Genomic DNA, 25,274 nt, shown 5'->3' on the forward strand with positions numbered 1-25,274 from the left:
TTGCCCACGCCGCCCGACGTAGCCGATATGGCAGACCTGCTCTCTGATGCAGAGATTAGCGACCGGCTACCCGAGGAGTGGACCCGCGACGGCGACGAAATCGTTCGCGTCTTCGAGTTCGACGGCTATCTGGACGCGTCGGGCTTTCTGAGCGCCGCGGCCGGCCTCGCTGAGGACGCGTGGCACCACCCGGAGATGACCATCCGCTGGGGCGAGGTCGAAGTCCGACTCACGACCCACGACGCCGGTGGCATCACCGAGAACGACATCGACCTCGCCGAACGGCTGAACGGCATCCACGACTGACGGCGTGACCGTGGACACGACCGACGGACTCGCTTCGCTCCGGCCGACCGAGCCCGACAGCGCGACCGCACGATACGTCTTCCGGGTCGAAATCCGACTGGAGCCGGACGCGGACGGGCTGTGGACCGACCCCGACCGGTTCGAGACGACGCTGTACCGGGCGGCTGACGATCCGGGGACCAGCGGGTGGCTGTTCTTCCGTGACACGCTCTGGCGTGGCGAACTCGCTGACGAACCGCACTTCCGTCGGCTCGTCGCGGACGAACTCGGCTGTCCGGTCGTCTCGGCGTCGTTCAGCGAACTCCGGACTGACGAGGCGTATTTCGACGCGCTGAAAGCCGAAATCGCCGACGACCTGGCCCTGTTCAACGCCGACTCGGTCAGCGAGGTGCTCACCAAGTACCTCGGCAGTTCAGTTCGTGTGGCGTGAAACGAACTGTCGCTTCGTAGTCAGTGTCTATAGCGGCGTTATACGCAGCAAAACTAGTCGTAGGGCCCGAAAGACTTTATTAGCGAATCCCCAATAATTGTACCCCTCATGACCACCGACTACGACTTCTGGCTGTTCGACCTCGACGGAACGCTCGTCGATATCGAGCCAGCGTACCCCCGGAAAGTGATGGGTGCCGTCGGCGACCGCCTCGGCGTCGAGTTCACGGACCGGGAGCGGGATGCGCTCTGGTACGGTTTCGGTGGAACACGGTCACAGACACTCGCAGAGCGCGATGTCGACCAGCAGGAGTTCTGGCGGCTGTTCCACGAGGAGGAAGACCCCATTGCCCGGGCCGAGGCGACGTATCTCTACGACGACGCCGAGCAGTTCCTCGCCACCCTCGATACACCGGTCGGGCTGGTCACGCACTGCCAGCAGTACCTCACCGAACCGGTGCTCGATCACCTCGACATCGCCGACTGGTTCGAGACGGTCGTCTGCTGTGACGACGACATCGGCTGGAAGCCCGACCCGAAGCCGGTGGAACTGGCGATGCGGGAGATGGACGTCTGGTACAACGGCCACCGCGGCGTGCTCGCCGGCGACAACCCGTCAGACATCGGCGCGGCGTGGAACGCCGGTCTCGACGGCGTCCACGTCGGTCGCCGGTCCCCCGCAGAGACGGGTCGGTGCGTGCGTGGCGACCGGCGCGTCGCATCGCTGCTTGACCTGACCTCGTCTCAAGGGAGGTAGTCCCAGTTTTCCACCCTGACGGTCGTCCCGGCATCGATACCAGTTTCGTCTGCAGGCACGGATACCCAGCCGTCGGCTCGGGTCGCCGTGGCGAGGTCAACGCCGGGTAGCGGCGTTGCCGTCCCGTCGCTCACGGCGACCGGAGTAAACGTCCGGACCGCGTCCTGACTGTCGACCTGCTCCGCCAGCGTCGCTCGTGTCTCCGGATGCGCAGACAGCGGTGCATCGGCAAACGCCTTCAATAGCGGACGAAAGAGTTGTACCGCGCCGACGCGGGCTGCACTCGGCGACTCCGGCAACAGCAGGACTGGGCGGTCCTCGACGACGGCGACTCCCGTCCGCTGGCCCGGGTCGATATCGACGTAGTCGGTGAACACCTCCCCGAGGTCCGCAACGACCTCTCGAAGCGTGTCCCCCGGCTCGGTCCCGGTGATGACGAGCGCATCACGGGTGAGGTCGCGCTGGACGGCCATCCGGAGCGCCGGTGCGTCGTCGGCGACGGGGTCCCGGTAGGTCACTTTCCCGCCCCACCGGTCGGCGTACTGCGCCAGCGTGAACCCCGCTGTCTCGACCTCGCGGGCCGCGCTGGCAGCCGCTCGGAGTTCGTCGCCCGTCGGTACGATTCCGACCTGTGGTCGCTGGCGGGCGAGCAGTTCGGAGACGCCGCTTGCCCGCAACAGTCCCACATCGCCGGGCCGTACCTGATGCCCCTGCTGGAAGACGGTGTCGTCGACCGAGATATCCGCCTCTTCCACGGGTTCGTTCGCCGTCGCATCTGTCGCCAGCACTCGTCCGACAGCGACGGACAGCGGAATCCTGTCTGTCCGGTCGACGGGGACAGCGAAGCTACCGAGCTGTCTGCGGGCAGTCTCCAGCGCGAGCGACTCGGCCTCCGACGGCGGGGAGCCAGCCATACCCTTGCTAGTGGGTACTGTGGCAAAAACGCCCCGAGTGGCCACGGCCCATCAGTCACCGGTCCACATGGACTGGGAACGCTTTTGTTCGGTCCGACTCGGAGTGGCCGTATGGTCCTCCCGCAACTGGTCGCCATCGTGTTCCTGGTCATCGGCGGCTTCGTCCTCCTCCGCGGTGGCCGGGAACTCCGAACGGTGTTTCACATCCTCCGTAACGATCCAGTCCCGGTGCGCTCGCTCGACGGGCACTCCGGTCCCGTCGAAATCACCGGCACAGCTGTTGCCGACGAGGACGCCGGAACCGTCACGGCTCCCTTCACCGGCAGCAAGTGTCTGGCCTACACCTACGAGGTCGAGGAGTATCGGTCGTCGGGGAAACACTCCAGTTGGGAGACGCTGGACGAGGGGCAGGCCGGCGTCGACTTCGTAGTCGACGACGGGGGCGCTCGCGTCCGCGTGAATCCCGACGGAGCGGACGTGCGGTTCGAATCCCAGTCAGTGACGGTGTCCCCCGGGACTGAACTCCCCGAGCGCCTGGCCGACTACGTCGAGCGGACGGAGGGCGTCGAGGCACAGGACGGGTCCGTGAACCTGCTCGTGACGGAGATCAGCCTGGGGAACAAGCAGCGCTTTACCGAGCGCCGGCTGGACGTTGGCGAGGACGTGTACGTCTACGGCCAGGCGATGCGCGGCCCCGCATCGGAGTGGGGAAGCAATCTGGTCGACGCCGTCGTCGGGGACGGCAACGGGACGCCGGTGTTCGTCATCTCCGACACCAGCGAGCGTGGCACGGCCCGACGGATTGTTCGGGGCGCTATCGCTGAAACTGTGTTCGGACTAGCGGCTGTCCTCATCGGTGCTGCCGTCCTCCTCTCCGTACCCCTGTAGAGTAGCAGAGACCGTCGGGTTTACCACTGCGTACCACTTAGACAGGCGTATGCCAGCCCTGCGTGAAGCGCTTCGGGACCTTCCCGACGCCGTGTTCGCGGACGTGCTCGAATCCGAGGACGAATACCTGCTCGTGCTCGACCTGCCGGGCGTGACCGCGGAGACAATCGACGTGACCGTTGAGGGGGGCCGCCTTCGTATCGACGGGCAACGGACCAAGGACGTGCCCGGGGAGTTCACGTTCGTCCGCGAGGACCGCTCCGTGTTCCTCGACGCCGAGCTCCCGCTCCCGCCGGACACGACCGGGCAGGGCGGGGAGGGGACCGTGGAAAACGGCGTCCTCGAACTCCGCCTGCCGAAGGCGACAGCCGCACCGAGTACTACAATCCCGATCGACGGGGACTGACCCAGAGGTGGCAAGCCGGTGAACCTTCGCGCGTACTGGCGGTTCCTCGTCGTCGCTCGCCACTTCCTGCCCCTGTTGGTCGCGTACGCACGAGACCGAAAGCGGTTCTTCGTGGTCGGCTCGTCTCGCCGTGTCACGCCTGAACAGCGTCGCAAACGTGCACAGCAGCTGCTCGACTCGCTGCTGACGCTCGGCCCGACGTTCATCAAACTCGGACAGATACTCTCGACCCGCCCGGACGTCCTGCCACCGGAGTACATCGAGGAGTTCTCCAAGTTGCAGGACCGCGTGCCACCGGCGGACTGGGACGAGGCACAGGTCGTCATCGAGGACGAACTGGGCTCTGTCGACGACCGCTTCGACGAGTTCGAGACAGAGGCGATAAGCGGCGCGTCGCTCGGTCAGGTGTATCTGGCGGAGGTCGACGGCGAGAAAGTCGCTGTCAAGATTCGCCGCCCCGGCATCGAATCGCTCGTCGAGGCCGACCTGCGGGTCGTCCGCTGGTCGCTCCCGCTGTTGATGTACTTCATCGACGACTCCCGGTCGTTCTCGCTGGAGACGCTGGCCGACGAGTTCTCGAAGACCATCCGCGAAGAGATGGACTACCAGCGCGAGGCCCGCATGCTCACCGAAATCCGGGAGAACTTCAGGGACAACGACCGCATCTGTATCCCCAAGGTCAAGGAGTCCCACTCCACGCGGCGCGTCCTGACGATGGAGTACGTCCCCGGTACGAAGATCAACGACATCGACAGCCTCGACGCGGGCGGTATCAACCGGACGGAACTGGCTGAGACGCTCCAGCGGGCGTACCTCCAGATGATAATCGACGACGGCGTGTTCCACGCGGACCCCCATCCGGGCAACCTCGCCGTACAGGACGACGGGACGCTCGTCTTCTACGACTTCGGGATGTCCGGCCGGGTCGACCCGTTCGTGCAGGACAAGATCATCGACTTCTACGCCGCCGTCGCCGACCAAGACATCGACGCCATCCTCGATGCCCTCATCGAGATGGGGACGCTCTCACCGGAGGCCGACCGGCAGGTGATGGGCGACGTGATGGAACTGGCCATCGCCGACGCTCGCGGCGAGGACATCGAGCAGTACCGCGTCCAGCAGATCATTCAGCAGGTCGAGGACACCATCTACGAGTTCCCGCTTCGGCTCCCGGCGAACCTGGCGCTCGTGTTGCGCGTCGCCACAGTCGTCGAAGGTGTCTGTGTCACCCTCGACGAGGATTTCGACTTCATCGGTGTCGCAACCGACTATCTCCGCGAGGAGGGGTATCTCGCCGAGGGCGTCCGGAACTTCGTCGAGGACCGGGCGACCGAAGTGTCCGACGCCGCCCGGTCGGCCGTCCGAATCCCGCCGAAACTGGAGTCCGCCCTCGACAGAGTCGAGCGGGAGGACTTCCGCGTGCAGGCCGACATCGAGGACTCCGACGGCCTGCTCGCGACGATGACCAAGCGGCTCATCCTCGGGATGTTGCTTGCGAGCACGCTGTTCTCGACGGCGTTCCTCTACACGCAGGCGTCGCTGCCGGCCACCGGTGTCGGTATCGCCGGAACTGTCGGCCTGTCCCTGGCGCTGTGGTGGTCGTTCCGTTCGAAGAAGGCCGTCCGGGCCAAGCCGCAGTTCACGCGACAGAGCATGCGCGAGCAGGACCGGGAGAGCCCGGGCGGGCTCAACACCTCCTTCGGCGAGGACACCGACGACGCCTACAGCGGCGACTGAACGCCCATCCGACTGTTGGGTCAGAGCCGTTTTTCGAAGTGGACGAGTTCGTACTCGCCCTGCGTCGACCGGCCGACCTCCTGATACCCCTCGTCGCGGTAGAACGCGACCGCGGCGGGCTGGCTCTGTGACGTCGTCGCAAGCAGGACCTCGTAGCCTCGCTCGGCCACTTGCTGTTCGAGTTGGCCGAGCAGGCTGCGACCGTAACCGCGCCGCTGCCGGGACGGGGCGACCCGCATCCGGTGGAGTTCGGCCGCGCCGGGAACGGTGCGCTCGTCCGCGTGGCCGACCTCGTTCGGGAGGAACCCGCCCATCGCGGCCAGGCCGCCGTCGAACGTCTGTGGGAGTTCGTCGTCGACGGCGGGCACGACGCCGACGAGAAACGCACCGCCGGTGTCGAAATACCGCGTCTCGATGTTTTGCAGGTCCGACGTGCCGGGGATGTCACTGGGGTCGTTTCCGGTCGCTCGTATCGCGCGCTCGTGGAGACGCCAGACAGCGTCGGCGTCTCGGTGGTCGTAGGACCGAAACTGAATCTGGTCGGTCATCGAACACGTCCGAAATAGTCATTGTCGGAGAAGGGTTTAGTTCTACCTTATCAGAGTATGGTTCTATTATAGCCGTCTGAATTTATCCGGAACGTTCAGTATTCAGTGTCTGGTATAGGGGGTATGAGAGAATTCGGTGGTACGCACTGGGCGCAAACCCCAGTTTGTGGACGCGATACGTCGGTACTATTACCGTTGTGGGGGAGTGTGGGCCGACAATGACGGCGCCGGCAACGAACAACGTGGTGCTGGTCACGGTTGACTCGCTGCGGGCGGACGCACTGGGTGGTACTGACAGCGTCTCCCCAGTCCTGGACTCGCTCGCTGAGTCGGGCGTCGTCTTCGAAAACGCCGTGGCACAGGGGAACTGGACGCCGTTCTCGTTCCCGTCCATCCACGGCTCACGGCCGGTGTTCGCGGAAAGCGAGGACATCGGTCTGGCGTCGACGCCGACGCTGGCCGAGCAGGTGTCCGATGCCGGTATCGAGACGGCAGGGTTCAACGCCGCCAACGGTTTCCTCACCGACCACTGGGGGTACGACCGCGGGTTCGACGAGTTCGAGCCGTTCGTCGACAGCGGCGGCTACAGCAAGTATCTGGCGGCTCACCCGACGATTCAGGCATGGGTCCAACTGGGGACCTCGCCGTTCCGTCGTGCCGCGACCGTCCTCAGCGGCGGGTCCGACGAACGGCCCTTCGCCGACGTGTCTCGGATGGGCGACCTCGAAGACCACGCCACCGAGTTCCTGAAGGCGACCGACGGACCGTTCTTCCTGTGGGTCCACTACATGGACACACACACGCCATACGTGCCGGCCCCGCGGCACATCCGCGAGGTGTCGGACAACCACTTCGGTGTCCTCCGAATGCTCACCTCCCACCTCCGAACCGGGCTGGGCTGGGAAGTCGACGACCGGACGCTGGAGACGCTCCGGACGCTGTACGAGGCGACGGTTCGGCAGGTCGACGCCAGCGTCGGTCGGTTACTCGACACCCTCGAAACAGAGGGCCATCGCGACGATACGGCCGTCGTCGTCGCCGGCGACCACGGCGAGGAGTTCCTCGAACACGGCCATCTCGCCCACTACCCCAAGCTCTATCGGGAACTCATCGACGTTCCCTACATCGTCTCGACGCCGGACAGCGAGGGCCAGTCGGTCGAGACCCCGGTCGGCCTCGACACGATCGCGCCGACGGTGTGCGATCTGCTGTCGCTCACGCCGGCGGCGGAGTGGGACGGGGCCTCCGTCGCCCCGGCGATCCACGGCGCGGGTATCGAGGACCGCGGCCCCATCGTCTCCGCAGCGGTCCGGGGCGAGAGTGTGACCAGCCAGCCGATCCCGCGGAGCCGCGCGGACGGGGAACTCCTCCTCAGCGCCCGCGACGAGCGATACACGTACATCGAGTTCACGGAATCGGGGCGTCAGGAACTGTACGACCGGACGAACGATCCCGAAGAGCAGGTCGATCTGTGTTCGGACTCGGCGGACGCCCCGCCTGCGACCGTCCTCGACCGGCTCTCGGATGCAGTTGCCGAACACCTCGCAGAACTCGATAGCGACGGGACCGGTACTGAAAACACCGAGGCATCCGACGAGATAACAGCACGGTTAAAGGCGCTCGGTTATCAGTAAGGCTGTATGGCGTCCGCTGTCGTCACACCGGCCCGACGACAGCAACTCGTCCGGTTTTTTCTCGTCGGTGTGTTTGCCGCGTCGATTCAGCAGGCGCTGTTGTGGTTGTTCAACGATGTCGGTGGCCTGAATTACATTCTCGCGGCCGCTATCGCAATCGAGTGTACGATTCTGCTTCAGTACGTCCTCAACAACGCTTGGACGTTCCACCGGTCACAGCATTCGGATCTGCGGGAGTACGTAGTCGGGTTAGGGAAGACGAACCTCGTTCGTGGAACGGCGATCCCGCTCCAGTTGGGCCTCCTCTACGCGTTTGTCACCTGGGGCGGTGTCGTGCCGCTGGTCGGCAATGGCGCGGCTATCGTCATCACGGGCCTGTACCGGTACGCCCTCGACGCCCACTGGACGTGGGGTTAGACGGTCGGGACGGGGACTTCGTCGAGCACGCTCTGAATGACTGTTCCTTTGTCGACCTGCTCGACGCGCGCATCAGGCGTCAGCACAAGCCTGTGAGCCAGTACCGGCTGCGCGACCCGCTTGATGTCGTCCGGCGCAACGTACTCCCGGCCCGCGATGGTCGCCATCGCCCGCGCTGCCTCGAACAGCCGCTGGGTCCCGCGCGGTGAGACCCCGACGTCCACGCGGTAGTCGTCTCTGGTCGCCCGGGCGAGGGCAGCCATGTACTGCAGCAGGTCGTCGTCGACGGTGACCGTCTCCGGGACGCTCCGGAGTTCCGTGACCGACTCCGCGTCGAGTATCGGCTCCACGGTCGGACTCTGTGTCGTCCGGCCGGCACGCCGCCGGAGGAGTTCGACCTCGCCCTCGTCGTCAGGGTAGCCAAGCGAGGTCTTTGCCAGGAACCGGTCGACCTGCGCTTCGGGGAGTTCGAAAGTCCCCTCCATGTCGACGGGGTTCTGCGTGGCGATGACGAAGAACGGTTCGGGCAGGTCGTAGGTGTCCCCGTCGACGGTGACCTGTCCCTCTTCCATCGCTTCGAGCAGGGCGGACTGGGTCTTTGGCGGTGCGCGGTTGATCTCGTCGGCCAACAGGACGTTGGCGAACACCGGCCCCTCGGTGAATTCGAAGCTCCGGGACTCCTCGTTGAAGATGTGTGTTCCTGTGATGTCGGCGGGCAGGAGGTCCGGCGTGAACTGGATGCGGGAGAAGGACAGTCCCAGCGCGGTCGCGACGCTGCGGGCGGTCAGCGTCTTTCCCGTGCCGGGAACGTCCTCGAGCAGGACGTGGCCCTTCGCGACGACTCCCAGCAGCACCGTCTCGAAGAAACCGCGGTCGGCGATGACGGCACTCCCGATCTCGTCGAGGATCTGACTCGACACCTCGCTTGCCTCGGTAGCGTCCATAGCCTGTCATGTTACGGGTCCGGTAAAGGGGTGTCGAGTCTGAAATCGAAACCCCTAAAGAGCAAACGGCGGTACTGATGGGTGAGCCGAGGTAGCCTAGCCTGGCCAAGGCGGTTGCTTCGAGAGCAACTGTCCTCACGGACTCAGGAGTTCAAATCTCCTCCTCGGCGTTCTCTGCAGCCATTCCGACGAGCGCAGCGAGTCGGCAGTGCTGCAGGACCGTGATGCGTGGAGAGTTGGAGTAGACCAGTCGCAGTCCGGAACGGCGCACCGCGCCGCACGCCCGGACCGTCTGGGCGTGGTTCAAATCTCCTCCTCGGCGTTCTCTGTACCAGAGTCGGCGAGCGTAGCGAGTCGGTAGTGCTGCAGGAATCGGATCGTATCCGGCCGACTGCCGTCAGGTCAGCAGGAAAATCAACACGCTGATCGTCATTACGACGAGAATGAACGCCCCGGCCAGCGCGCCACCCATCGAGACCATCGCGTTGGCAGTCGAGGCCAGCGTCTCGGTCCGGTCGTTGCCGAACACCGTCACGGTCGCCTGTTCGCTCGCCATCCCGGCCTCGACGGGTTCGAGGTCGGCGACGGCTCTGTCGACGAGGTCCCCGATGAGCGCAACGATTTCCTTCTCGGGGATGACCTGTCCGACCTGGTTCTCGGCCTCGACGGTGTTGACGATGTGGGTGTCGCTGGTCATCACCTCCATCAGATCCACGCCGTCGGCGGCGTCGATGATGCGCTGGCGGAGGCCCGGTTCCATGTTGTTGCCGTCGATGAGCACGTACGCCGTTCGCTGGCCGTTGACTTCGAAGACACAGACCCGTATCCCGAGCGGGCCGATACCCTCCTCGGGCTCCCAGGGGGTCCTGTCCCAGGCGACACCACAGCGGAGTTGGCCAGTTTCGGCGTCTGTGAGCAGGCTCCCAAGCTGCCCGGCCCCGTGGAGCATGTCGAATGACCGCTGACTGCCGGGAACGACGTGGCCGAGGTCGTCGCCCTCGAGCCCGTCGTTGCAGTTGTGTGCGTCGACCAGCAGCACGTCGTCGAGGCCGTCGGCCCGCGCTTCCGACATCGCTGAGAGACCCACGGCGTACTCCACGTCGTCGGCACAGCCCGGCGCGTACGTGTTCACGACGAGCGCGTCGTCGCCGAAGGCCTGACCGGTCAGCGTGGCCTCGCCCTCTGTGACACGGAGGCCCGCCGTCGCCTGGTCGTCGTATTCGAGGTTCTGGTACGCCGTCTCTGCGGTCGACAAGATCGTGTCGACCTCCCGCTCGGTGACGAGGTTGAAGTCGTGGCCGGCGGTCGCGTGTGGCGGAAAGGCCAGGCCGTCGGCCGATTCGGCGACGCGTCTGGGGAGGTTGCCGCCGCCGATTTCACCCATCGGGCCGGGGTGAATCATCGGCAGGACGAACCGGGCTTTCTCCTCGCCGCCCGGCCGACGGACCGACAGCAAGGTGACCGGGACGACGGCTTCTTCGCCGATTTCCTCGAAGAACTCCTCCAGTTCGCGCGTACCCTCGGCGATGTGCCCGATGAAGCCCCGGAGGAAATCCAGCGCGGAAACGCCGAGCGAGGAGCGCCACGGTTGGTCGATGACGACCAGGAACAGCCAGACTGCCAGCGCGTAGATGACACAGATAACCGCGAGAATGATGAAGTCCTGCGGGATGAACCCCTGTACCTGCGGCGGGACCTCTTCCGGGCGGGAGAGGTACTCCCGGAGCATCGGGTCTTCGAGGATGAACGCGGTCGCCCCGCTGTATATCGCCAGCAACACGGCGGCAGTGACCGTCTGGACGCTCGCCGGAATCGCCGCCTTCAGCAGTGAGTGCCGCGAGACGGCCATCAGTATCAGCAGCCGGAAGGCGAATATCGACGCCAGCGCGACTAACAGCACGTCGAAGACGAAGTTCTGCCCGAGGCGGACACTGAAGATGGCGATAACGCCGGCGACAGTCAGCATCGCGATAGTGATCAGCTCACAGATGACCGCAAGCAGCGTGGCCCGGTTCGGGGTCAACTGCCCGCCCAGTTGCCGGTCGACCCACGGTGTCACGGCACTGGCGATTGAGGTCGGCAGGCCGATGAGAAACACGCCCTGCCAGGCGTCGTCGAGGATGAACCGTGAATCGAAGGCAACGATGCCCGTCATCGCGGCGATGACCAGCGCAAAGGCAAGGCTCGTATACCAGGTCGGAGCCCTGAAAATAAACCGCGAAAGGCTAGCGAGATTGCCCTGTGTCGCCGTCATTTATGTATCACAGCCTACGAGCGAATATAAAACCAGTTACATTGCCCTCCGACGGTTACTGGCGGGCGACAGACTGCTGGTCACAGACCGACAGGAAGTTCTCGAACACTTCCTCGCCTTCCTCAGTATGGGCGACCTCCGGGTGCCACTGGACACCGTATATCGCCTCGTCCGTGTTGCTCATCGCTTCGACGCCACAGACGTCGGAGGTCGCGGTCCGCTCGAATCCGGGCGGGACTTCTTTCACTTCGTCAGCGTGGCTGGCCCACACGCGCGTTTCGGGGTACAGCGAGCCCAGAAGCGGGTCGTCCTCGTCGAGGATGTCGACCGTCACGTCCGCGTAGCCGCCGTACTCGCCGCCGCCGACCCGACCGCCGAGTTCGTCGGCGATGAGTTGCATTCCCAGACAGATGCCGAGCACGGGAACGTCGAGGTCGAGGTACTCGGGACAGTTCCCGATATCGTCCATGTCCGGGCCGCCCGAAAGGACGATGCCGTCGGCATCGATCTCCTCCGGGGGTGTCGTGTTGTCCCTGAGCGAGACGTCGACGCCCATGTCCCGGAGCGCGCGCTGCTCCAGATGTGTGAACTGTCCGTGATTGTCGATAACGTCGATTCGGGTCATTACTGACGCGAAGGCTACGAAGGCGTATATATCTCCTGATGCGGTCGACGGTTCCCCCGCGTCCGGCTTCAGGGCCACTCTCGAAGGGTTTGGCGAACCCCGTCAAGAACTGTCGGGCCACGCAGTTCCAGCGTCACGGTGTTGCCGCCGTCCGAGGTCGTGAGGTGTACTGCCCCGCCGTAACTCTCGACGATCCACGTCGTCAGCCAGAGCCCGATCCCCTTTGAATGGCACAGTTGCGTTTCCACGCCGCTATTGAGGACATCTCGTTCGTGCTGTGGAATCGACGGACAGTTATCGCCGACGTGAACGAACACGGTTCGGCCGTGCTCTTCGACTGAGATATACAGCGTCGGGGTATTTTCGCAGTGAACGACCGCATTTTCGATGACGTTCCGAAGCACAGTGTCGAGCATCCAGTCGGCGTACACCTTCGACTGCTCCGGGAGGTCGAGTTCAACAGTTGTCTCCGGGTGCGATTGCGTGATTTTTTTCGCCTGTTCTCTGACACACGGCACGAGGTCGATCGGTTGCTGTGCGCGACGGTCCGCGTCGAACGCGAACTCTATCTGCCTCGCCTTCTCCGTAGTGGCGATGATATCGTCGATAGTACCGTTCAACTGCTCGACGTGCGCACGCGACTTGGAGTCGCCACGCTCTGCTGTCTCCCGCTGCAGTTCGCCGAGGTGCCCGAGTGCGACGTTGAGGTCGTTCCGGAGGTCGTGCCTGAGCACTCGAAACAACACCTCGTTGCTCTGGGTGAGTCTGCGCCGGGACCGCCGGAGCTCCAGCAGCCACCCGAACAGAACCCCGCCAAACCCGCCGACTGCGACCCCGCTTGCGAGTATCGACGGGATCATCGAGGACTGCGGTACTGGGGCGAGCAGCACGACGATTTTGATGAGCGTAAACAGCGCGATGCCCAGTCCGCACCACTCCGCGGCAGTCCATATCTGATCTCCGGACAGTCCGCTCACCGGGAGCCAGTAGTTCGCGGCTACCAGGGCTAGCGCCGGTGTCAACCCCACGCTGAGGATGACCACGTCTATCGGGGACGGCCGGACGATAGACATGCCGTGGGCGAGTAACGCGCCGGAAATCACGAAACCCGTTGCGACGACATATCCCGTCCCCAGCGACTGCTTCGTGAGCGCCGGAGAGGTCACTATACTAATCAGTTACTGTGTTCCTACTTATCCGTCTGCCACTGATTATCGGGTTTGATAATCGAGTGGGGCTACGAGTCGTCGTAGCGGTCGGCAGCCGATTCAAACCCCAGTTCGGATTGCTCCTTAGAGCGGCGCTGTTCCCGCTGTGCAATGGCTTCAGGGTCCGGGTTTGCGTCGTCGTCGAGCCGCGCCCACGACTGGTGGATCTTCGCGTGACACCACCGGCAGAGAAAGACCGTTATTTCGTGTGATAGCTCGTTGCCGCCTTCGCGGTACGAGAGGTGGTGTTCCTCTAGCAGCGGTCGGTCCGCAGAGTGGGCCATCCGTCGCTCTTCAAGTCCGCAACGAACACACTCCCGGTCGTGGTTCCGAGAGCGGAAATGCGGGCAGTCGACCCAATCCCATTCCGGCTCCGCGTCTGCGTCCGCGTCATCGGGTGCAATCGCTGCCGGACAGCGAAAGTCGTCGGCACTACGGGTGTTGGCGAACTCGGGGTCGTGGTGGCCGTGTTCGCGCGCCCAGCGACACTTCCCCTCGCCGGTGACGAAGTCACACCGCTGGACGTGGTCGTATGGGTCGTCGACGCCGACGGACGTCCCCCCGGGAGCCTTCTCCATGTGACATAGTGAGTGGCCGTGCCCCCTCAAACCCTCCGTTCCGACAGAAGACTTTTTGCCTGCCTACGACTTCCGCGGTGGTATGCGTCTCGTCCACGACCCCGACGGCACGGCTCGCCCCCTCGCGACGGAGGTGGAGTACGCCGAGTCGATGCTCGAACAGGGCCGGGGGTTGATGTTCCGGTCGTCGATTCCCGACGACTACGCGCTGGTCTTCCCCTTCGACCGCGCGAGCCGACAGTTCATCCATATGCTGTTCGTCCGGTTCCCACTCGACGTGCTCTGGCTCGTCGACGAGGAGGTCCAGGCCGTCGAAACCCTACAGCCCTGGCGCTCGGTCGGCTATGCGAACGCGGACACTGTCATCGAACTGCCCGGTGGCGCGGCGTCGGACGTTTCCGAGGGCGATACGGTCCGTCTTGAATAACGAGTATCAATAGCATGGGTCGTGGTAATCAGTTCCGTCACCTTTTAGACGGTGAAGAGTAGAGTAGACACCACTATGTCGGAATACCCGACGGAGGATAGAGGAAGTCGCCGCGAGGCGGCTGGCCGCGAAATTCGTGGCGCGTGATGGAGCATCTTCTGTGAGTCAGAACACATTGTTCGAGGGGCACCCAGCGATGCGTGCGCTCTCAGATGTCGGTGAGGTACAGTTTCTCGACACGACACTTCGCGACGGTGAGCAAGCCCCCGGCGTGTCGCTGACGCCGGACGACAAGGCCGATATCGCCCGCTCGCTCGATGCGGCCCGTATCGACGTCATCGAAGCCGGGAGCGCCTGTACCGGCCCCGGCGAGCGCGAGACGATCTCTCGCGTCGCGGGGCTCGACCTCGACGGTACCGTCACTAGCTTCTGTCGAGGTATCCGGAACGATATCGACCTCGCGCTCGACTGTGGTGTCGACGGCATCAATCTCGTCGTTCCGGCCAGCGACAAGCATGTGGAGCAGAAGGTCGGCACGTCCAAGTCTGAGAACGTCGAGAACACCGTCGAACTGGTGGAGTACGCCGCCGACCACGGGCTCTGGGTCGAGGTCATCGGCGAGGACGGCTCGCGAGCCGATCTGGACTACCTCGAAGAGCTGCTCGGCGCCGCCGTCGAGGCCGGCGCGGACCGCATCTGCTGGGCCGACACCGTCGGTCACGCGACGCCGGACCGCGCACTCGAATGCGTCTCCCGGCTCTCCGACCTGGGCCCAGTCAGTACCCACACCCACGACGACCTGGGGCTCGCAGTGACGAACGCCCTGGTCTCCATCGCGGCAGGTGCAGACCTCGTCCACGGGACGATAAACGGCATCGGCGAGCGCGCCGGCAACGTCGCCCTCGAAGAGATCGCTATCGCGCTCGACCACGGCTACGGCGTCGAGTCGATGGCCCTGACCGAGGTGTACGACCTCGCCCAGCTCATCGCCAACCGGACCGGCATCCCGCTGGCTCCCAACAAGGCGGTCGTCGGCGAGAACGCCTTCACCCACGAGTCCGGTATCCACACCGACGGCACGCTCAAGGACGACTCGATGTACGAGCCGTACCCGCCGGAGAAAGTGGGCCGCGAGCGCCGCCTCGCGCTCGGGAAGCACGCGGGCCGGGCCGGTGTCGAGGCTGCACTCGACGAGCACGACGTCGAGGTCACAGATGACCAGCTCTCGGAGATCGTCAGCCGAGTCAAGGAGATCGGTGACCGCGGCAAGCGCGTCACCGACGCCGACCTGCTGACTATCGCCGACGAGGTGACCGGCGACGCGCGCGACCGCCGGGTCGAACTGCTCGGCCTGACCGCTGTTTCCGGCTCCGATACACCGACAGCGAGCGTCCGGCTCGCGGTCGACGGCGAGGAACGCAAGGAGGCAGCGGTCGGCTCCGGGCCGGTCGACGCCGCGATGAACGCCGCCGAGGTGGCGCTGTCCCACACCGCCGACGCGACGCTCGAAGACTACCACGTCGACGCCATCACCGGCGGAACGGACGCGCTCGTCACGGTCGAAATCGAGATGTCACGCGGCGACGACCACGTCGTCGTCTCCGCCAGCGACTCTGACATCACACGGGCGTCCGTGCGCGCGATGGTCGACGCGATGGACCGCCTCGTCGCCGACGACGAGGACCCGCTCGTCGCCGACGACTGACGGCACGACAGCTCTCTGGTTCAAACGCGTAGAATCAGTCTGGCCCTCACCGCGGACCACCACATGTCGTTTTGTTACTTATATCCGCGGCTGGCTTCGTGGTACTGGAACACTGTCTCCATGCCCTGCACCAGTGCGTCGAGGTCGACGCTGTCCGTGTCGAACTCGCGGTCACGGACGGACTGGTAGATGTCGGCCCACCGGTCCCGGAACCGGGCCTCGAACTGTTCGGCTTTGATTTTGTCGATGAGTTCGGCCTTTCCGTCAGGGTTTTCCAGTTCTTCGGGAGTGACGAACCCTTCTTGAAGGGCCAGCACGACGATTCCCGCGGTGTAGTCTCCCTCCCTGACTTCTCGTTCCCAGGTCGTGAGCCAGTTGCCGATGCGGGCCATTTCTTGCAGGTCCCAGATCAGGTCCCGGACCGTGCCGTAATCGGCGAGTTCGAATTCCGGCGAATACATGAGGTCAACGGCCGCGTAGGGGAACATTACCATGTTATGTGCCCCGTATGTTTCGGCCCCGCTGAGGTTCGCAATCCGTGGGTTCTCGTTGACGACGGCGCTGTAATCCATCGCGTTCAGCGTCTGTCGCATATCGTAGGTGAACACGTCGTAGAACTCGTCGACCCGGGGCGCGTCAGCTAGTCCACCCTCGAACTCGCGCCACACACGCTCGATAAAGGAGAAATATTCCTCGCTTACCGCCGCACGGCTCGGGTCAACGGACGACGGGTCCTGCACGAGTCGTCGGGCCTCTTCGAAGGTGTCTCGGTCCCCGTCGTTCTCGACGATGTCGTCCAGAATCGTGACGTACATCGTGAGTACCGTCTTCTGCGTCCGGACGTGGTCTGCGTGGTCCGGGTGGACGGAGGAGAGCGTGAACTCGGGGAACAGCGAGTAGATCCACTGCCAGAGGAACCGGTCACGCTCGCCACAGACCCGCTCGTACTCGTCTGCCAGTTCTGCAACCCGGTCGGGGAGGCTGGTCGTCCGAACCTCTTCGAGAAGGTCCTGCGTATCGACCGAGGGTGACTCAACGCTCATTGTGACTGCCCCCCAACGCTTGCACCCTGCATCTCGGCACAGCCAGTTGAATAATGTTCGATTAACCGACTTTTGGGTGTTTCTACTTCTTCAGATTGGTCGGTCACTGCCTCGATGCTTTTGCCCGACCGCGAGCCGGTTTCAATCAGTTGGTGTCCGAGGTCCATACATTCGAGAGGCGAAGTTGCGCTTATAGTGGTACTGACCTGTAGGGTGCTGGTAATGTGCTATTAACAGTATACTTAAACAATTTTACTCTAAGTTACGTACCAGTTTTTCAATTGCTACTACAAAGGAAATATCTGCTTACTGAACTGTCTCAATGATATTCAAATGAGTGAGGAAATAAGGCGACAATAATGCACCTCTTGACGGGAGTCACGGGTAAGGGTACACAGCGCCAGCAGAACAGTCGCACACGGAGCCGAGTTACGCTTCGAGCCCAGTTGCCGCCGAGACGTCGCGGGACGGTGTCACCAGCACCGAACGGTTTCCTTCGACTTCGATACGACAGCCAGCCATACTGAACACGACCAGCCCGTCAGGGCTCGTGGTGCCGTCCGTATCGGGACGGAACAGTCGGTCCAGCGCATCAGGGTCGATACAGTCACTGATTCGGTCATCGAGGTCGACGGGGTCGATACCCAGCGTGTCGGCCACGGCGTGGACGATGGTTTCGCTCAGCGGTTCGTTGGGTGTCGGTCTGTAGACCAGTTTTGCCTGGGACATAGTTTGTCGCTGTTTGTCCCTTGATGAGTGATTGAAAAGGTGATTGTGGCTATACAGATACAGCCCGCCGGACTGGTCACTACTACTATAGCGACGGTCTCAGCTATCGCCGAACACGAGTTCGAGCAGTTTTCGCTCGCTGACGCGGAGATGGCGGTTGACCGTCGGCTGTGACACGTCCAGGCTGACCGCGATTTCCTGGCCGGTCGTCTCTCGAGGCCAGTCGAAGAAGCCACTCAGATACGCCGTCTGGAGTACTTCGAGCTGTCTGTCGGTGAGTTGCTCCTCCAGCGCCGACCGGACTGTACTGTCTCGCTGGCCATTGGACTGTGTGCCGTCACGGCGCGCGATCAGTTTGACGTCCGCGTAGCGCTCGCCGAGTTGTTCGACGAACTGGCGGACATCAGTTTCGCCCGAGACGACAACCGTCACCGTGAGTCCGCCCGTCGACGTTCGGATCGTTTTCAACCGCCCGCCCTGCTCCAGTAGCGTCTCCGCGACAGTCTGGCCGGTCACGACAACCTCATAGAGCCCGTCCAGTTGGTCGGTCGAAATCGCTCGTGCGGTGTCGACACGAGCCATCGACAGCATCTCCTCCTCGACGACAGCCGGGTCGCAGTCCGAGATAGCGAGGAAGAGACGGATCGCGCCGTCGCTCCGCTGGACGGCCCCCTCACAGATGACCGGGACACCGACTCGATCCGAGAGGTGGGTCAGGAACGACTGCGGGGCTGACAGTGAGAGTTCGAGTTCGACGGTGCCGTCACCGGCCCGGCGCTGCCGGGACTCGACCTCCCGTATCGCGTTCGCGATGGTCTCACCGAGTTCGGCAAACACCTCCTGCAGCATCTCGTCGAACCCGTCTTCTTGCTCGGCGTACACCGTCAGGACACCGTAGACGAAGTCGTCGTATTCGAGCGGGATGCTGAGCGCCGATTGGAACTCGCGAGAGAGCGCCTCCGTCCGCCAGTGGTCGCCCCGGAGGTTGTCAGCCACCGACGGGACGATAGTCATCGCTTCGGACTGTGCAGTCTGGACGGCCGGCGGCCCGCCCTCGCGCTCCAGCGACAGCGAGATGGCGTCCAGATAGCTGGCGGTGTCGCCCGCCCACGCTCTGGGGACGAGTTCCGTCGCGTCCTGTCGGCCGATCCAGGCGAAAGAGAACCACTGGGATTCGGCCAACTGGTCACACACTGCCTGCTCGATCTCCTCGGTGGTCTCCGCTTCGACGAGCACCTGATCGATCCGTCGGATGATCGCGTTGACCTGCTTGAGCCGTCGCAGCTCGCGGTTCTGTTCGCGGCGCTCGGCCTCGCGTTCGCGGAGCGTCGTCTCGCGGTCGACGCGCGCGAGCGCGGCTTCCGCGCTGGCGGCGAGCAGATCCACCATCTCTCGGGTCCTGGCGTCGCTGTGTTGCTCGCCCAGTTCGATGTAGAACACGCCGTGGTCTTCGAGCGGGAGGCAGAGCCGCTTCGCGTCCGCCGTGACCGGTCCCGCACCGAGATCGATGCGTTCGCCGGGGGCGACCTCGACGGCGCTGTCCTGCACGAACACGTCCCACACTGTGCTCTGCCCCGGCCCGACCGACGCGCTTCGGTCCGCTTCGGCGCCGCCGACACTGCGAAGGGTGTTGTCGCTTCGGTCGAACAGATAGATCTCCACGTCGGGGAGTTCCAGCACGTCGACGGCCGTGTCGAGTATCTGTTCGGCCACGGCTGTCTTGGTTTCCGTGTGCAGCAGTTTTCTGGTCGACTCGTGCAGCGCCGCGAGCGTCTCCTCGAACCGCTTCCGGTCCGAGATGTCCCGAACGACGCCGACCTGCCGATAGCTTCCGTCTTCGCGGTCGTACGTCGTGAACTTGGTCTCTATCGGGAGCGTGTCCCCGTCAGCGGTTCTGAGGTCCGTCGTCAGCGTCCCGACGTCGCGCTCGCCCTCGATGAACTGCCGGGACATCTCCGCGGCCTCCTCGATAACGGATTCGTCCGCCAGTAGCGTCGCGTTCGACCCGACCAACGTGTCCTTGTCGTAGCCGGTCATCGACTCGACGGCGCTGTTGACCGTCTGCATCGTGAACCCCTCGTCGAGCGTGTAGATGCCGTCCTCGATGGTCTCGACGATGCGCTCGTACTGTTCGAGCATCTCCGTCCGCTCGTGGCGCTCGGTGATGTCGTGGACGATACCCAGGTACAGTTCCTCGCCGTCCCACTGCTGGGGTTCGAAGGCGATTTCGACCCACCGTTCCGTGTCGCTGGCGGAACACGACGACGTCAGCGGTGTTCCTGGCGACGGACTGCAGTGGGTTCCGAGGTCAACGTCACGCAGATCCGGGAAGAACTCGGCTATCGGACGCCCGAACACGTCCGACGGGTCGGAGTCGAGGAGGTCACAGAGGTGATCGTTCCCGGTCCGTATCTCCCCGTCCGCGGCGGTGACGACCACTGGCTCGGGCATTCGCGCGGCGAGAGTCTCCAACAGCACAGGGGGAGACTGCTGTGCCGGTGTGTCGCGTGCCGCTTGTTCGTTCTCGTCCGTTCCACCGACCGGCTTCTCCATACCGTTTCACGGCACTTGCCATGGGAAAGGTTGCTTTCAGTATACGTACCAGAATATGCTGACTATGCATCTGTTAGGTCCGGATACGATTCAGTCGCTCCCGCTGTGTCGGCCAGCGATCCGAACCACGTCTTCGAGGCCGGACACGTCGTGGTCCGGCGTCACGTCGAGTCGGGTGTCGGTCCGATGCGGACGACGGATGAACGCCGAGTCGATTCCGGCCCGGTGTGCCGCCTCGATGTCGGATTCGTTGTCCCCGACGAACAGGGCGTCACTGACACCGAGGTCCGCCATCGCCCGCTCGATGTAGTACGGCCGGGGTTTCTTCCGGCGGAGGCTCTCGACTGTCGGCTCGCGCGCCCAGACGGTGTCGAAGTAGTGACCGATATCGAAATGCTCGAACGCGAACGCCACGGTGTCCCGTTGATTCGACGAGACCACGCCCAGCGGACAGTCCAGTCGGTCGAGCATGGACACGTCGCCGTAGGGCTGTTTCTCGCCGGCCCGGATAAGCGCCCGCTGCACTGTAGTCAGTGCCTCGTCACGAGCCTGGAAGAACCGCTCGGGGTCGATATCGTACTGGGTACAGATGTCGGTGAGTTCGGGCACCGTCACGCCGATGCTCATGGCCTCGACGTGGGCTGTCGACGGCGACAGCACGCCGAGTTCCTCGAAGGCCCGGCGCGCGCCGACGTAGTGTGCGTCCATGTCAGTCAGCGTCAGCAACACGCCGTCGTTGTCGAAAATGACCGATTCGTACCCCATCAACGGTATCAAGGGCGGCAGACGCAGAAATGTTTCGCGTTCTCACAGCCCGAGGTCCTCGCTGCCGCTCCCGCCTTGGTCGAACTGTTCCGGCGGTCGCCCGGCCTCGTCGATAACATCGTCCGTTACGACGACCGGACAATCCACCCGGAGGGCAATCGCGACGGCATCAGAGGGGCGGGCGTCGAACACCATGTCCTTGCGCCGGTCGTCGGTGTACTGCTCGGCGTCAATTTTCCCGTAAAAAGTCCCGTCGGCCAGATCGTCGATACGGACCCGGTCGATGGCGCCCCCGAACTCCGTCACCATCTCGACCAGCAGATCGTGGGTGAGCGGGCGCTCGAAGGGCTCGCCGGCCATCGCCAGTTGCATCGACTGGGCCTGGTCCTTGCTGACGAAGATGGGGACAATCTCTTCGCGCGCACGGAGCAGGACGACCGGCGTGCCACTCCCTTCTTCGCTGACGCCGACGCCGACCCCTTCGACCGTGGCATCGTGTTCCATGAACCAGTGTTGGGTTTGCGGGTATGAAAAGCTACCCCGGCGGCGGTTTCAGGGGTCTATCCTGTCCGCTATCATCTGGCCGACTCCGGCTCCGTCCTCGTCGATCTAACCGACTGCGCGACGCGCACGCCAGCCATCCCGCCCAGCAGACCAGACTCGACGCTGTGGGGCGTCGATTCCACCCTGAATCGGGATTAAACCGAATTAAAACGGGAGATAGAGCATCCAATTCGGATAAATTCGACTTAATTCGCCTTTTCGGCTTGCCCCCTTCATATGCCACTGGGACAGAGAGACGAGCGGAGGCAACGATCACAATGAAACTCACTACGATTGCCGGCGGCCTGCTTGCCGTGCTCGTCATCACGGGCTCGGCGGCGGCACTCCCCGGCGCAGCAGGCGCACAGGCCGATGACCACGCGGACAACGCACAGGCGGACAACGCCGCCGAGCAGGCAGCGAACGAAACAACGACCGCAGACGAGAACGAATCGGGCGGCGCTGCCGAGGCAGCTGACCGCCGCGGCCCGCCCGCTGACGCCGGCCAGGCAGGCGATCAGCGCGGCCCGCCGTCGGACCTCCCCGGACAGGTCCCTGACTTCGTCAGCGAGATTCACACGCTCATCGGGCAGAAGCAGGCCGGCGAACTCGCGGGCGACCTGGGCGCACAGATCAGCGACCTGACCCCCGGTGACGAGAGCGACGGGGCCGAGAACGAAACCGAATCCGCGTCCGAGGACGCTGATGCGGACGATGCTGGCGAGGAGTCCACTGACGACGCGGATGCAGACGAGGACACCGACGAGACGGACGCGGACGACGAACAGTCCACTGAGAACGAAAGCGACGACAGCGACGCGTAATCCCCTCTGACCTGACGGCTCTTCCATCGACGATCGACCAAGCGCGGTTTTTTTGCTTGCTGAACTCCGAGTAAGAGGTATGGATGACACCGCCGAGTCCAGCGTCCACGCCGACGACGGACCCCGTGACCGTACGACTGCAGACCTCCTTGCGGGTGACGAGGACTCGTCGGCGTCGGAACCGTCAGATGGGGTGAACCGGAAGCGAGCCCTCCTGTTCGTCTCGCCGTTTCTCGCTATCGGGCTGTTCGACCTGGCCCTGCTACTCGGCTGGGGCTTAGACCCGCTATGGGGGTTCATGATTCTCCCGCCGATACTGTTCGTCTCAGTGCTCGGCTGGATTGCGTTCCGAACCGGGTTCGCGAGCGACCGGACCGGGGACCCAGCCACGACTGACGGGTCGCGGCGTCGGTAGAACACCGAGTGACTGCCCGCTCCGTTGCGGGTCCCTATTCTTCGAACAGGTCGTCGACGGCGGCCCGAGCGGCAAGGGCAGCGTCGTCCGCGACCTGTGCCTCGTCCTGCCGACTGTCGGGCGCGTTGACGTACACGTCGACATCTAAGACGCCGTCTTCGAAGGTGACAGTCACGTCGAGGTCCTCGACCGCGCTGACATCGTATCGCGAGAAGACAACGTCTTCGGCTGCGGTCGAGGCTGTCTCGACGACCTCATCGTCTGTCGGCATCGCCTTATGCGCCGCCAGCGCCGGGGCCGCCGGCCGGACCCGCGCCACCTGCGCCGCCGAGCATCTGCTGGAGCTCGCTCTGGAGCTCTTCGAACTGCTCCTGCACGCGCTCTTCCTGCTTTTCGAGCGTCTCGACGCGGACTTCGAGGCTGTTGACCTTCTCTTCGAGGTCGTCCTGCGCCTCGTCGAACTCAGTCTTCACGAGGAGTTCGCCGACCTCGCGGTACATGGTCGAGTCCTCGTCGATGTCGTCGAGCTCGTCCAGAGCCGTCTGGGACTCCTGGAGCTCTGTCTCGGCCTGCTGTTTCTGTGCGGCGACCTGCTGTGCTGTCTGCTGAAGGTCCTGCAGTTCCTCGAGCTTCTCCTGTGCTTCAGGCGGAAGATTACCCTGCATACCTCCAGAGTTGGGGGCCGCACTGTTAAACCCACGCTTTCAAGTCCAGCAGCGGGACGGCAAGGGGCTGAGAGCACAGTCGTTCTGTCGAAAACCCGGCGTTAAAACACACGAACCCACTATTCGCGGCAGTGAACTCAGGCGACTTCTCCGACTGCCCGCTCCCGCAACTCTCCGGTCAGGTGCATCCCGTGTTGGTCGATCCGTCTGACGATCCGCTTCGCCTGGGTCGGTTTGAGGTACTTGTCCTCGATAGCGGCCCGGACCACGACGCCGAAACTGCTCGTCACTTCTGCCCCCAAGCCCTGCGCCATCCGGCGGACCGTGCGATCTTCGGAGACGACGGCCACGGCGGAGCGGTCGTCGCTGTCGCGGTGGGCCAACACGCCGGCGAGTACCGTCACAGCGGCACCGAGGTCTTTCTCGCCCAGCAGGGACTCGGCCTGGTCGACGTGGGCCTCGTCGACGCCGGTGTCGATGCCGTTCTCGCGGTACTCGGTCAGGTTCGTCGCGGTCGGTTCGACCTGGACCTCGTCGATGACGGGCTCCGGAATGACGATGTCGCCGTCGAACGCGTCCAGCAGCGACAGCTCCCCCACCTGCCCCAGCGAGTACAGCGACGTCGGCCCGACGTAGATGCGGGTCATAGCTCCGCGGCCGTGTCGGCGTCGAGCTCCAGATCGGACAGCTCGAGCTGCGTCGTCAGGTTTCGCTCGCGGGCCACGTCGAGCCACTCGGCGATGGAGAGGTCCGCAAGCTGTGCGGCTTCGGCCGCCGACACGTCGCCGGACTGGTACTGCTCGACGGCGACGCGGAGCCGGAGCGTCTCCAGTCCCTCCCGCAGGGCCTTCCGAATCGTGGTCGACCGGTCCTCGGAGAGCAACTCGGCGACGTCGTCCAGTTCGTCTTTCTCTTCACTCGGGAGCCGCGCGCTGATTGTCGGCATGTTTTCACAGTCATCTCGTGTAAACATACATCAAACTACGGGTCGGAGAACCGCCTGTCGGTCTCCTGAAACTCTGGGCGGAGAGAACGCCCACCAGCCTGTGAGGACGGAGCGGGCGACCACCAATCCTTAACGCCACCGGGTCCCACGGGGAGGCAATGAGCGACGAAGCACACGCGTTCGTTCCCGGTCACATCACGGGCTTTTTTACGGTCGACCGGGGCGATGACCCCATCGAGACCGGCTCTCGCGGCGGCGGGCTGGCCCTGTCTGACGGCGTTTCTGTTACCGTCAGCCGCGGAGCTGAAACCGAAATAACGTTGAACGGCGAGGAAATCGAGGTGGAAGCCGTCGAGCGAGTGCTGGACGCGCTGCGAACCACGGCGACTGTCACCGCCGAAACACCGCTCCCGCTCGGCTCGGGCTTCGGCGTCTCCGGCGCGCTGGCGCTTGGCACCGCACTGGCGGCCAATGCCGTCTTCGGCCACGGGCTCTCGTACAACGAACTGGTGACAATCGCCCACGGTGCGGAGGTCCAGGCCGGCTCCGGGCTCGGCGACGTTGTCGCGCAGGCCCGCGGCGGCGTCCCGCTCCGGCTCGAACCCGGCGGGCCGCAGTTCAACTACCTCGATGCCATTCCGGCCCGCAGCCGCGTCGAGTACGTCACGCTCGGGGAGCTATCGACGGCGGATGTCGTCGGCGGTGACACGGACATCCTGACAGCTGCCGGCGAGCGCGCGCTCTCTACCGTCGTCAAGGAGCCGAAACTGTCGACGTTTATCCAGGCCTCCCGGCAGTTCTCCCGTGAAGCGGAGCTGCTGACGCCGGCGGTGAAAAGCGTCATCGACGACGTGGCCGAAGCCGGCGGGGACGCCGCGATGGCGATGCTCGGAGAGACGGTGTTCGCGCTGGGGACCGGCCTCACCGACGCGGGCTACGATGCGACCGTCGCCGCTATCTATCCGCCCGGTGCGACCATCGAAGACGAGGGCTGACCACACGTCGCAAAACCAC

At 64.2% G+C, this 25,274-nt stretch carries 30 protein-coding genes and 1 tRNA gene; 14 read left to right on the top strand and 17 right to left on the bottom strand.

Going from position 1 to position 25,274, the window contains the following annotated elements:
* Positions 1–27: 27 nt before the first annotated feature.
* The 3 genes from C442_RS17060 to C442_RS17070 all read left to right on the top strand — a co-directional run bounded on the left by C442_RS17060 (position 28) and on the right by C442_RS17070 (position 1,492).
* A complete protein-coding gene (locus tag C442_RS17060; protein ID WP_008312658.1) occupies positions 28–306 on the top strand; it encodes a 4a-hydroxytetrahydrobiopterin dehydratase in 279 nt (92 codons plus the stop codon).
* A gap of 10 nt (positions 307–316) precedes the next feature.
* A complete protein-coding gene (gene lwrS, locus C442_RS17065; RefSeq protein WP_049943083.1) occupies positions 317–736 on the top strand; it encodes an LWR-salt protein in 420 nt (139 codons plus the stop codon).
* Between the two features lie 108 nt (positions 737–844).
* Entirely contained in the window at positions 845–1,492 is a 648-nt protein-coding gene (locus C442_RS17070) for an HAD family hydrolase (protein ID WP_008312662.1), read from the top strand.
* Here C442_RS17070 and C442_RS17075 read toward each other — a convergent pair.
* On the bottom strand, positions 1,480–2,406 hold the full coding sequence (locus C442_RS17075) for a molybdopterin-binding protein (protein WP_008312664.1): 927 nt from the start codon (positions 2,404–2,406) through the stop codon (positions 1,480–1,482). The genes C442_RS17070 and C442_RS17075 overlap by 13 nt on opposite strands.
* 111 nt (positions 2,407–2,517) lie before the next feature.
* Between C442_RS17075 and C442_RS17080 the strand changes: the two genes are divergently transcribed.
* Genes C442_RS17080 through C442_RS17090 form a run of 3 tightly spaced genes read left to right on the top strand, consistent with a single transcriptional unit; the run spans position 2,518 to position 5,437 of the window.
* Positions 2,518–3,294 (top strand): GIDE domain-containing protein, encoded by a 777-nt coding sequence (locus C442_RS17080; protein ID WP_008312667.1) that lies wholly within the window; start codon positions 2,518–2,520, stop codon positions 3,292–3,294.
* A gap of 49 nt (positions 3,295–3,343) precedes the next feature.
* Positions 3,344–3,700, top strand: coding sequence for an Hsp20/alpha crystallin family protein (locus C442_RS17085; RefSeq protein WP_008312668.1), 357 nt, complete (start codon positions 3,344–3,346; stop codon positions 3,698–3,700).
* Positions 3,701–3,718: 18 nt separating this feature from the next.
* On the top strand, positions 3,719–5,437 hold the full coding sequence (locus C442_RS17090) for an ABC1 kinase family protein (RefSeq protein ID WP_008312670.1): 1,719 nt from the start codon (positions 3,719–3,721) through the stop codon (positions 5,435–5,437).
* Positions 5,438–5,457: 20 nt separating this feature from the next.
* On the opposite strand, the gene C442_RS17095 is transcribed toward C442_RS17090, so the two are convergent.
* Positions 5,458–5,985 carry a GNAT family N-acetyltransferase gene (locus C442_RS17095; RefSeq protein ID WP_008312672.1) on the bottom strand — a complete coding sequence of 176 codons (528 nt, stop codon included), beginning with the start codon at positions 5,983–5,985 and terminating at the stop codon, positions 5,458–5,460.
* 218 nt (positions 5,986–6,203) lie between these two features.
* Between C442_RS17095 and C442_RS17100 the strand changes: the two genes are divergently transcribed.
* Together C442_RS17100 and C442_RS17105 are read left to right on the top strand one after the other, a co-directional pair.
* Positions 6,204–7,619 (top strand): sulfatase-like hydrolase/transferase, encoded by a 1,416-nt coding sequence (locus C442_RS17100; protein WP_008312674.1) that lies wholly within the window; start codon positions 6,204–6,206, stop codon positions 7,617–7,619.
* A 6-nt stretch (positions 7,620–7,625) separates the two neighbouring features.
* The gene (locus C442_RS17105) at positions 7,626–8,036 is read left to right on the top strand and encodes a GtrA family protein (protein ID WP_008312675.1); all 411 of its coding nucleotides are present in this window, start codon (positions 7,626–7,628) and stop codon (positions 8,034–8,036) included.
* Here the strand turns inward: C442_RS17105 and C442_RS17110 are convergent.
* Positions 8,033–8,980 carry an AAA family ATPase gene (locus C442_RS17110; RefSeq protein WP_008312676.1) on the bottom strand — a complete coding sequence of 316 codons (948 nt, stop codon included), beginning with the start codon at positions 8,978–8,980 and terminating at the stop codon, positions 8,033–8,035. The genes C442_RS17105 and C442_RS17110 overlap by 4 nt on opposite strands.
* Before the next feature lie 85 nt (positions 8,981–9,065).
* Here C442_RS17110 and C442_RS17115 point away from each other — a divergent pair.
* Positions 9,066–9,150 (top strand) — tRNA-Ser (locus C442_RS17115).
* Here the strand turns inward: C442_RS17115 and C442_RS21845 are convergent.
* The 5 genes from C442_RS21845 to C442_RS17135 form a co-directional block, all read right to left on the bottom strand.
* Complete coding sequence (locus C442_RS21845; protein ID WP_161606631.1) at positions 9,132–9,287, bottom strand: hypothetical protein; 156 nt, start codon at positions 9,285–9,287, stop codon at positions 9,132–9,134. The genes C442_RS17115 and C442_RS21845 overlap by 19 nt on opposite strands.
* Positions 9,288–9,377: 90 nt before the next feature.
* Positions 9,378–11,234, bottom strand: coding sequence for a DUF2070 family protein (locus C442_RS17120; protein WP_008312679.1), 1,857 nt, complete (start codon positions 11,232–11,234; stop codon positions 9,378–9,380).
* 55 nt (positions 11,235–11,289) lie between these two features.
* A complete protein-coding gene (locus tag C442_RS17125) occupies positions 11,290–11,859 on the bottom strand; it encodes a GMP synthase subunit A (protein ID WP_004517046.1) in 570 nt (189 codons plus the stop codon).
* A 68-nt stretch (positions 11,860–11,927) separates the two neighbouring features.
* Positions 11,928–13,025: an ATP-binding protein gene (locus C442_RS17130; protein WP_008312682.1), complete on the bottom strand. Its 1,098-nt coding sequence runs from the start codon at positions 13,023–13,025 to the stop codon at positions 11,928–11,930.
* Positions 13,026–13,096: 71 nt separating this feature from the next.
* Entirely contained in the window at positions 13,097–13,645 is a 549-nt protein-coding gene (locus C442_RS17135; RefSeq protein ID WP_008312684.1) for a DUF7097 family protein, read from the bottom strand.
* A gap of 82 nt (positions 13,646–13,727) precedes the next feature.
* Between C442_RS17135 and C442_RS17140 the strand changes: the two genes are divergently transcribed.
* Together C442_RS17140 and C442_RS17145 are read left to right on the top strand one after the other, a co-directional pair.
* On the top strand, positions 13,728–14,072 hold the full coding sequence (locus tag C442_RS17140) for a DUF192 domain-containing protein (protein ID WP_049943072.1): 345 nt from the start codon (positions 13,728–13,730) through the stop codon (positions 14,070–14,072).
* A 196-nt stretch (positions 14,073–14,268) separates the two neighbouring features.
* The gene (locus tag C442_RS17145) at positions 14,269–15,777 is read left to right on the top strand and encodes a (R)-citramalate synthase (RefSeq protein ID WP_008312686.1); all 1,509 of its coding nucleotides are present in this window, start codon (positions 14,269–14,271) and stop codon (positions 15,775–15,777) included.
* A gap of 74 nt (positions 15,778–15,851) precedes the next feature.
* Here C442_RS17145 and C442_RS17150 read toward each other — a convergent pair whose 3' ends face one another.
* The 5 genes from C442_RS17150 to C442_RS17170 form a co-directional block, all read right to left on the bottom strand.
* On the bottom strand, positions 15,852–16,820 hold the full coding sequence (locus C442_RS17150; protein WP_008312687.1) for a terpene synthase family protein: 969 nt from the start codon (positions 16,818–16,820) through the stop codon (positions 15,852–15,854).
* Positions 16,821–17,249: 429 nt separating this feature from the next.
* Positions 17,250–17,549: a HalOD1 output domain-containing protein gene (locus C442_RS17155; protein WP_008312688.1), complete on the bottom strand. Its 300-nt coding sequence runs from the start codon at positions 17,547–17,549 to the stop codon at positions 17,250–17,252.
* Between the two features lie 99 nt (positions 17,550–17,648).
* On the bottom strand, positions 17,649–20,102 hold the full coding sequence (locus tag C442_RS17160) for a bacterio-opsin activator domain-containing protein (protein WP_008312689.1): 2,454 nt from the start codon (positions 20,100–20,102) through the stop codon (positions 17,649–17,651).
* Positions 20,103–20,192: 90 nt separating this feature from the next.
* Complete coding sequence (locus tag C442_RS17165) at positions 20,193–20,867, bottom strand: HAD family hydrolase (protein ID WP_008312690.1); 675 nt, start codon at positions 20,865–20,867, stop codon at positions 20,193–20,195.
* Positions 20,868–20,909: 42 nt separating this feature from the next.
* Positions 20,910–21,371: a bifunctional nuclease family protein gene (locus C442_RS17170; protein WP_008312691.1), complete on the bottom strand. Its 462-nt coding sequence runs from the start codon at positions 21,369–21,371 to the stop codon at positions 20,910–20,912.
* A gap of 317 nt (positions 21,372–21,688) precedes the next feature.
* Here C442_RS17170 and C442_RS17175 point away from each other — a divergent pair, with 317 nt between their 5' ends.
* Together C442_RS17175 and C442_RS17180 are read left to right on the top strand one after the other, a co-directional pair.
* Complete coding sequence (locus C442_RS17175; protein ID WP_008312692.1) at positions 21,689–22,234, top strand: hypothetical protein; 546 nt, start codon at positions 21,689–21,691, stop codon at positions 22,232–22,234.
* A 79-nt stretch (positions 22,235–22,313) separates the two neighbouring features.
* Complete coding sequence (locus tag C442_RS17180; protein WP_008312693.1) at positions 22,314–22,649, top strand: hypothetical protein; 336 nt, start codon at positions 22,314–22,316, stop codon at positions 22,647–22,649.
* 34 nt (positions 22,650–22,683) lie between these two features.
* Here the strand turns inward: C442_RS17180 and C442_RS17185 are convergent, their stop codons facing one another.
* The 4 genes from C442_RS17185 to C442_RS17200 all read right to left on the bottom strand — a co-directional run bounded on the left by C442_RS17185 (position 22,684) and on the right by C442_RS17200 (position 24,260).
* Positions 22,684–22,920 carry a hypothetical protein gene (locus C442_RS17185; RefSeq protein WP_005537965.1) on the bottom strand — a complete coding sequence of 79 codons (237 nt, stop codon included), beginning with the start codon at positions 22,918–22,920 and terminating at the stop codon, positions 22,684–22,686.
* A 4-nt stretch (positions 22,921–22,924) separates the two neighbouring features.
* Positions 22,925–23,314: a prefoldin subunit beta gene (locus C442_RS17190; RefSeq protein ID WP_004591484.1), complete on the bottom strand. Its 390-nt coding sequence runs from the start codon at positions 23,312–23,314 to the stop codon at positions 22,925–22,927.
* A 137-nt stretch (positions 23,315–23,451) separates the two neighbouring features.
* Positions 23,452–23,961, bottom strand: coding sequence for a hypothetical protein (locus tag C442_RS17195; RefSeq protein WP_008312695.1), 510 nt, complete (start codon positions 23,959–23,961; stop codon positions 23,452–23,454).
* The gene (locus C442_RS17200; protein ID WP_004517029.1) at positions 23,958–24,260 is read right to left on the bottom strand and encodes a UPF0175 family protein; all 303 of its coding nucleotides are present in this window, start codon (positions 24,258–24,260) and stop codon (positions 23,958–23,960) included. Before C442_RS17200 ends, C442_RS17195 begins: the two co-directional genes overlap by 4 nt.
* A 158-nt stretch (positions 24,261–24,418) precedes the next feature.
* Here C442_RS17200 and C442_RS17205 point away from each other — a divergent pair, with 158 nt between their 5' ends.
* Complete coding sequence (locus C442_RS17205; protein ID WP_008312698.1) at positions 24,419–25,255, top strand: pantoate kinase; 837 nt, start codon at positions 24,419–24,421, stop codon at positions 25,253–25,255.
* Positions 25,256–25,274: the final 19 nt, after the last annotated feature.

Origin of the sequence: Haloarcula amylolytica JCM 13557, assembly GCF_000336615.1 — an archaeon.
GTDB lineage: Archaea > Halobacteriota > Halobacteria > Halobacteriales > Haloarculaceae > Haloarcula > Haloarcula amylolytica.

Coding starts and splice junctions, on each gene's coding strand:
- C442_RS17060 (WP_008312658.1), top strand. CDS start 28: ATGGCAGACCTGCTCTCTGATGCAGAGATTAGCGACCGGCTACCCGAG.
- C442_RS17070 (WP_008312662.1), top strand. CDS start 845: ATGACCACCGACTACGACTTCTGGCTGTTCGACCTCGACGGAACGCTC.
- C442_RS17075 (WP_008312664.1), bottom strand. CDS start 2,406: ATGGCTGGCTCCCCGCCGTCGGAGGCCGAGTCGCTCGCGCTGGAGACT.
- C442_RS17080 (WP_008312667.1), top strand. CDS start 2,518: ATGGTCCTCCCGCAACTGGTCGCCATCGTGTTCCTGGTCATCGGCGGC.
- C442_RS17085 (WP_008312668.1), top strand. CDS start 3,344: ATGCCAGCCCTGCGTGAAGCGCTTCGGGACCTTCCCGACGCCGTGTTC.
- C442_RS17095 (WP_008312672.1), bottom strand. CDS start 5,985: ATGACCGACCAGATTCAGTTTCGGTCCTACGACCACCGAGACGCCGAC.
- C442_RS17100 (WP_008312674.1), top strand. CDS start 6,204: ATGACGGCGCCGGCAACGAACAACGTGGTGCTGGTCACGGTTGACTCG.
- C442_RS17105 (WP_008312675.1), top strand. CDS start 7,626: ATGGCGTCCGCTGTCGTCACACCGGCCCGACGACAGCAACTCGTCCGG.
- C442_RS17110 (WP_008312676.1), bottom strand. CDS start 8,980: ATGGACGCTACCGAGGCAAGCGAGGTGTCGAGTCAGATCCTCGACGAG.
- C442_RS17120 (WP_008312679.1), bottom strand. CDS start 11,234: ATGACGGCGACACAGGGCAATCTCGCTAGCCTTTCGCGGTTTATTTTC.
- C442_RS17125 (WP_004517046.1), bottom strand. CDS start 11,859: ATGACCCGAATCGACGTTATCGACAATCACGGACAGTTCACACATCTG.
- C442_RS17135 (WP_008312684.1), bottom strand. CDS start 13,645: ATGGAGAAGGCTCCCGGGGGGACGTCCGTCGGCGTCGACGACCCATAC.
- C442_RS17140 (WP_049943072.1), top strand. CDS start 13,728: ATGCGTCTCGTCCACGACCCCGACGGCACGGCTCGCCCCCTCGCGACG.
- C442_RS17145 (WP_008312686.1), top strand. CDS start 14,269: ATGCGTGCGCTCTCAGATGTCGGTGAGGTACAGTTTCTCGACACGACA.
- C442_RS17150 (WP_008312687.1), bottom strand. CDS start 16,820: ATGAGCGTTGAGTCACCCTCGGTCGATACGCAGGACCTTCTCGAAGAG.
- C442_RS17155 (WP_008312688.1), bottom strand. CDS start 17,549: ATGTCCCAGGCAAAACTGGTCTACAGACCGACACCCAACGAACCGCTG.
- C442_RS17160 (WP_008312689.1), bottom strand. CDS start 20,102: ATGGAGAAGCCGGTCGGTGGAACGGACGAGAACGAACAAGCGGCACGC.
- C442_RS17165 (WP_008312690.1), bottom strand. CDS start 20,867: ATGGGGTACGAATCGGTCATTTTCGACAACGACGGCGTGTTGCTGACG.
- C442_RS17170 (WP_008312691.1), bottom strand. CDS start 21,371: ATGGAACACGATGCCACGGTCGAAGGGGTCGGCGTCGGCGTCAGCGAA.
- C442_RS17175 (WP_008312692.1), top strand. CDS start 21,689: ATGAAACTCACTACGATTGCCGGCGGCCTGCTTGCCGTGCTCGTCATC.
- C442_RS17180 (WP_008312693.1), top strand. CDS start 22,314: ATGGATGACACCGCCGAGTCCAGCGTCCACGCCGACGACGGACCCCGT.
- C442_RS17185 (WP_005537965.1), bottom strand. CDS start 22,920: ATGCCGACAGACGATGAGGTCGTCGAGACAGCCTCGACCGCAGCCGAA.
- C442_RS17190 (WP_004591484.1), bottom strand. CDS start 23,314: ATGCAGGGTAATCTTCCGCCTGAAGCACAGGAGAAGCTCGAGGAACTG.
- C442_RS17195 (WP_008312695.1), bottom strand. CDS start 23,961: ATGACCCGCATCTACGTCGGGCCGACGTCGCTGTACTCGCTGGGGCAG.
- C442_RS17200 (WP_004517029.1), bottom strand. CDS start 24,260: ATGCCGACAATCAGCGCGCGGCTCCCGAGTGAAGAGAAAGACGAACTG.
- C442_RS17205 (WP_008312698.1), top strand. CDS start 24,419: ATGAGCGACGAAGCACACGCGTTCGTTCCCGGTCACATCACGGGCTTT.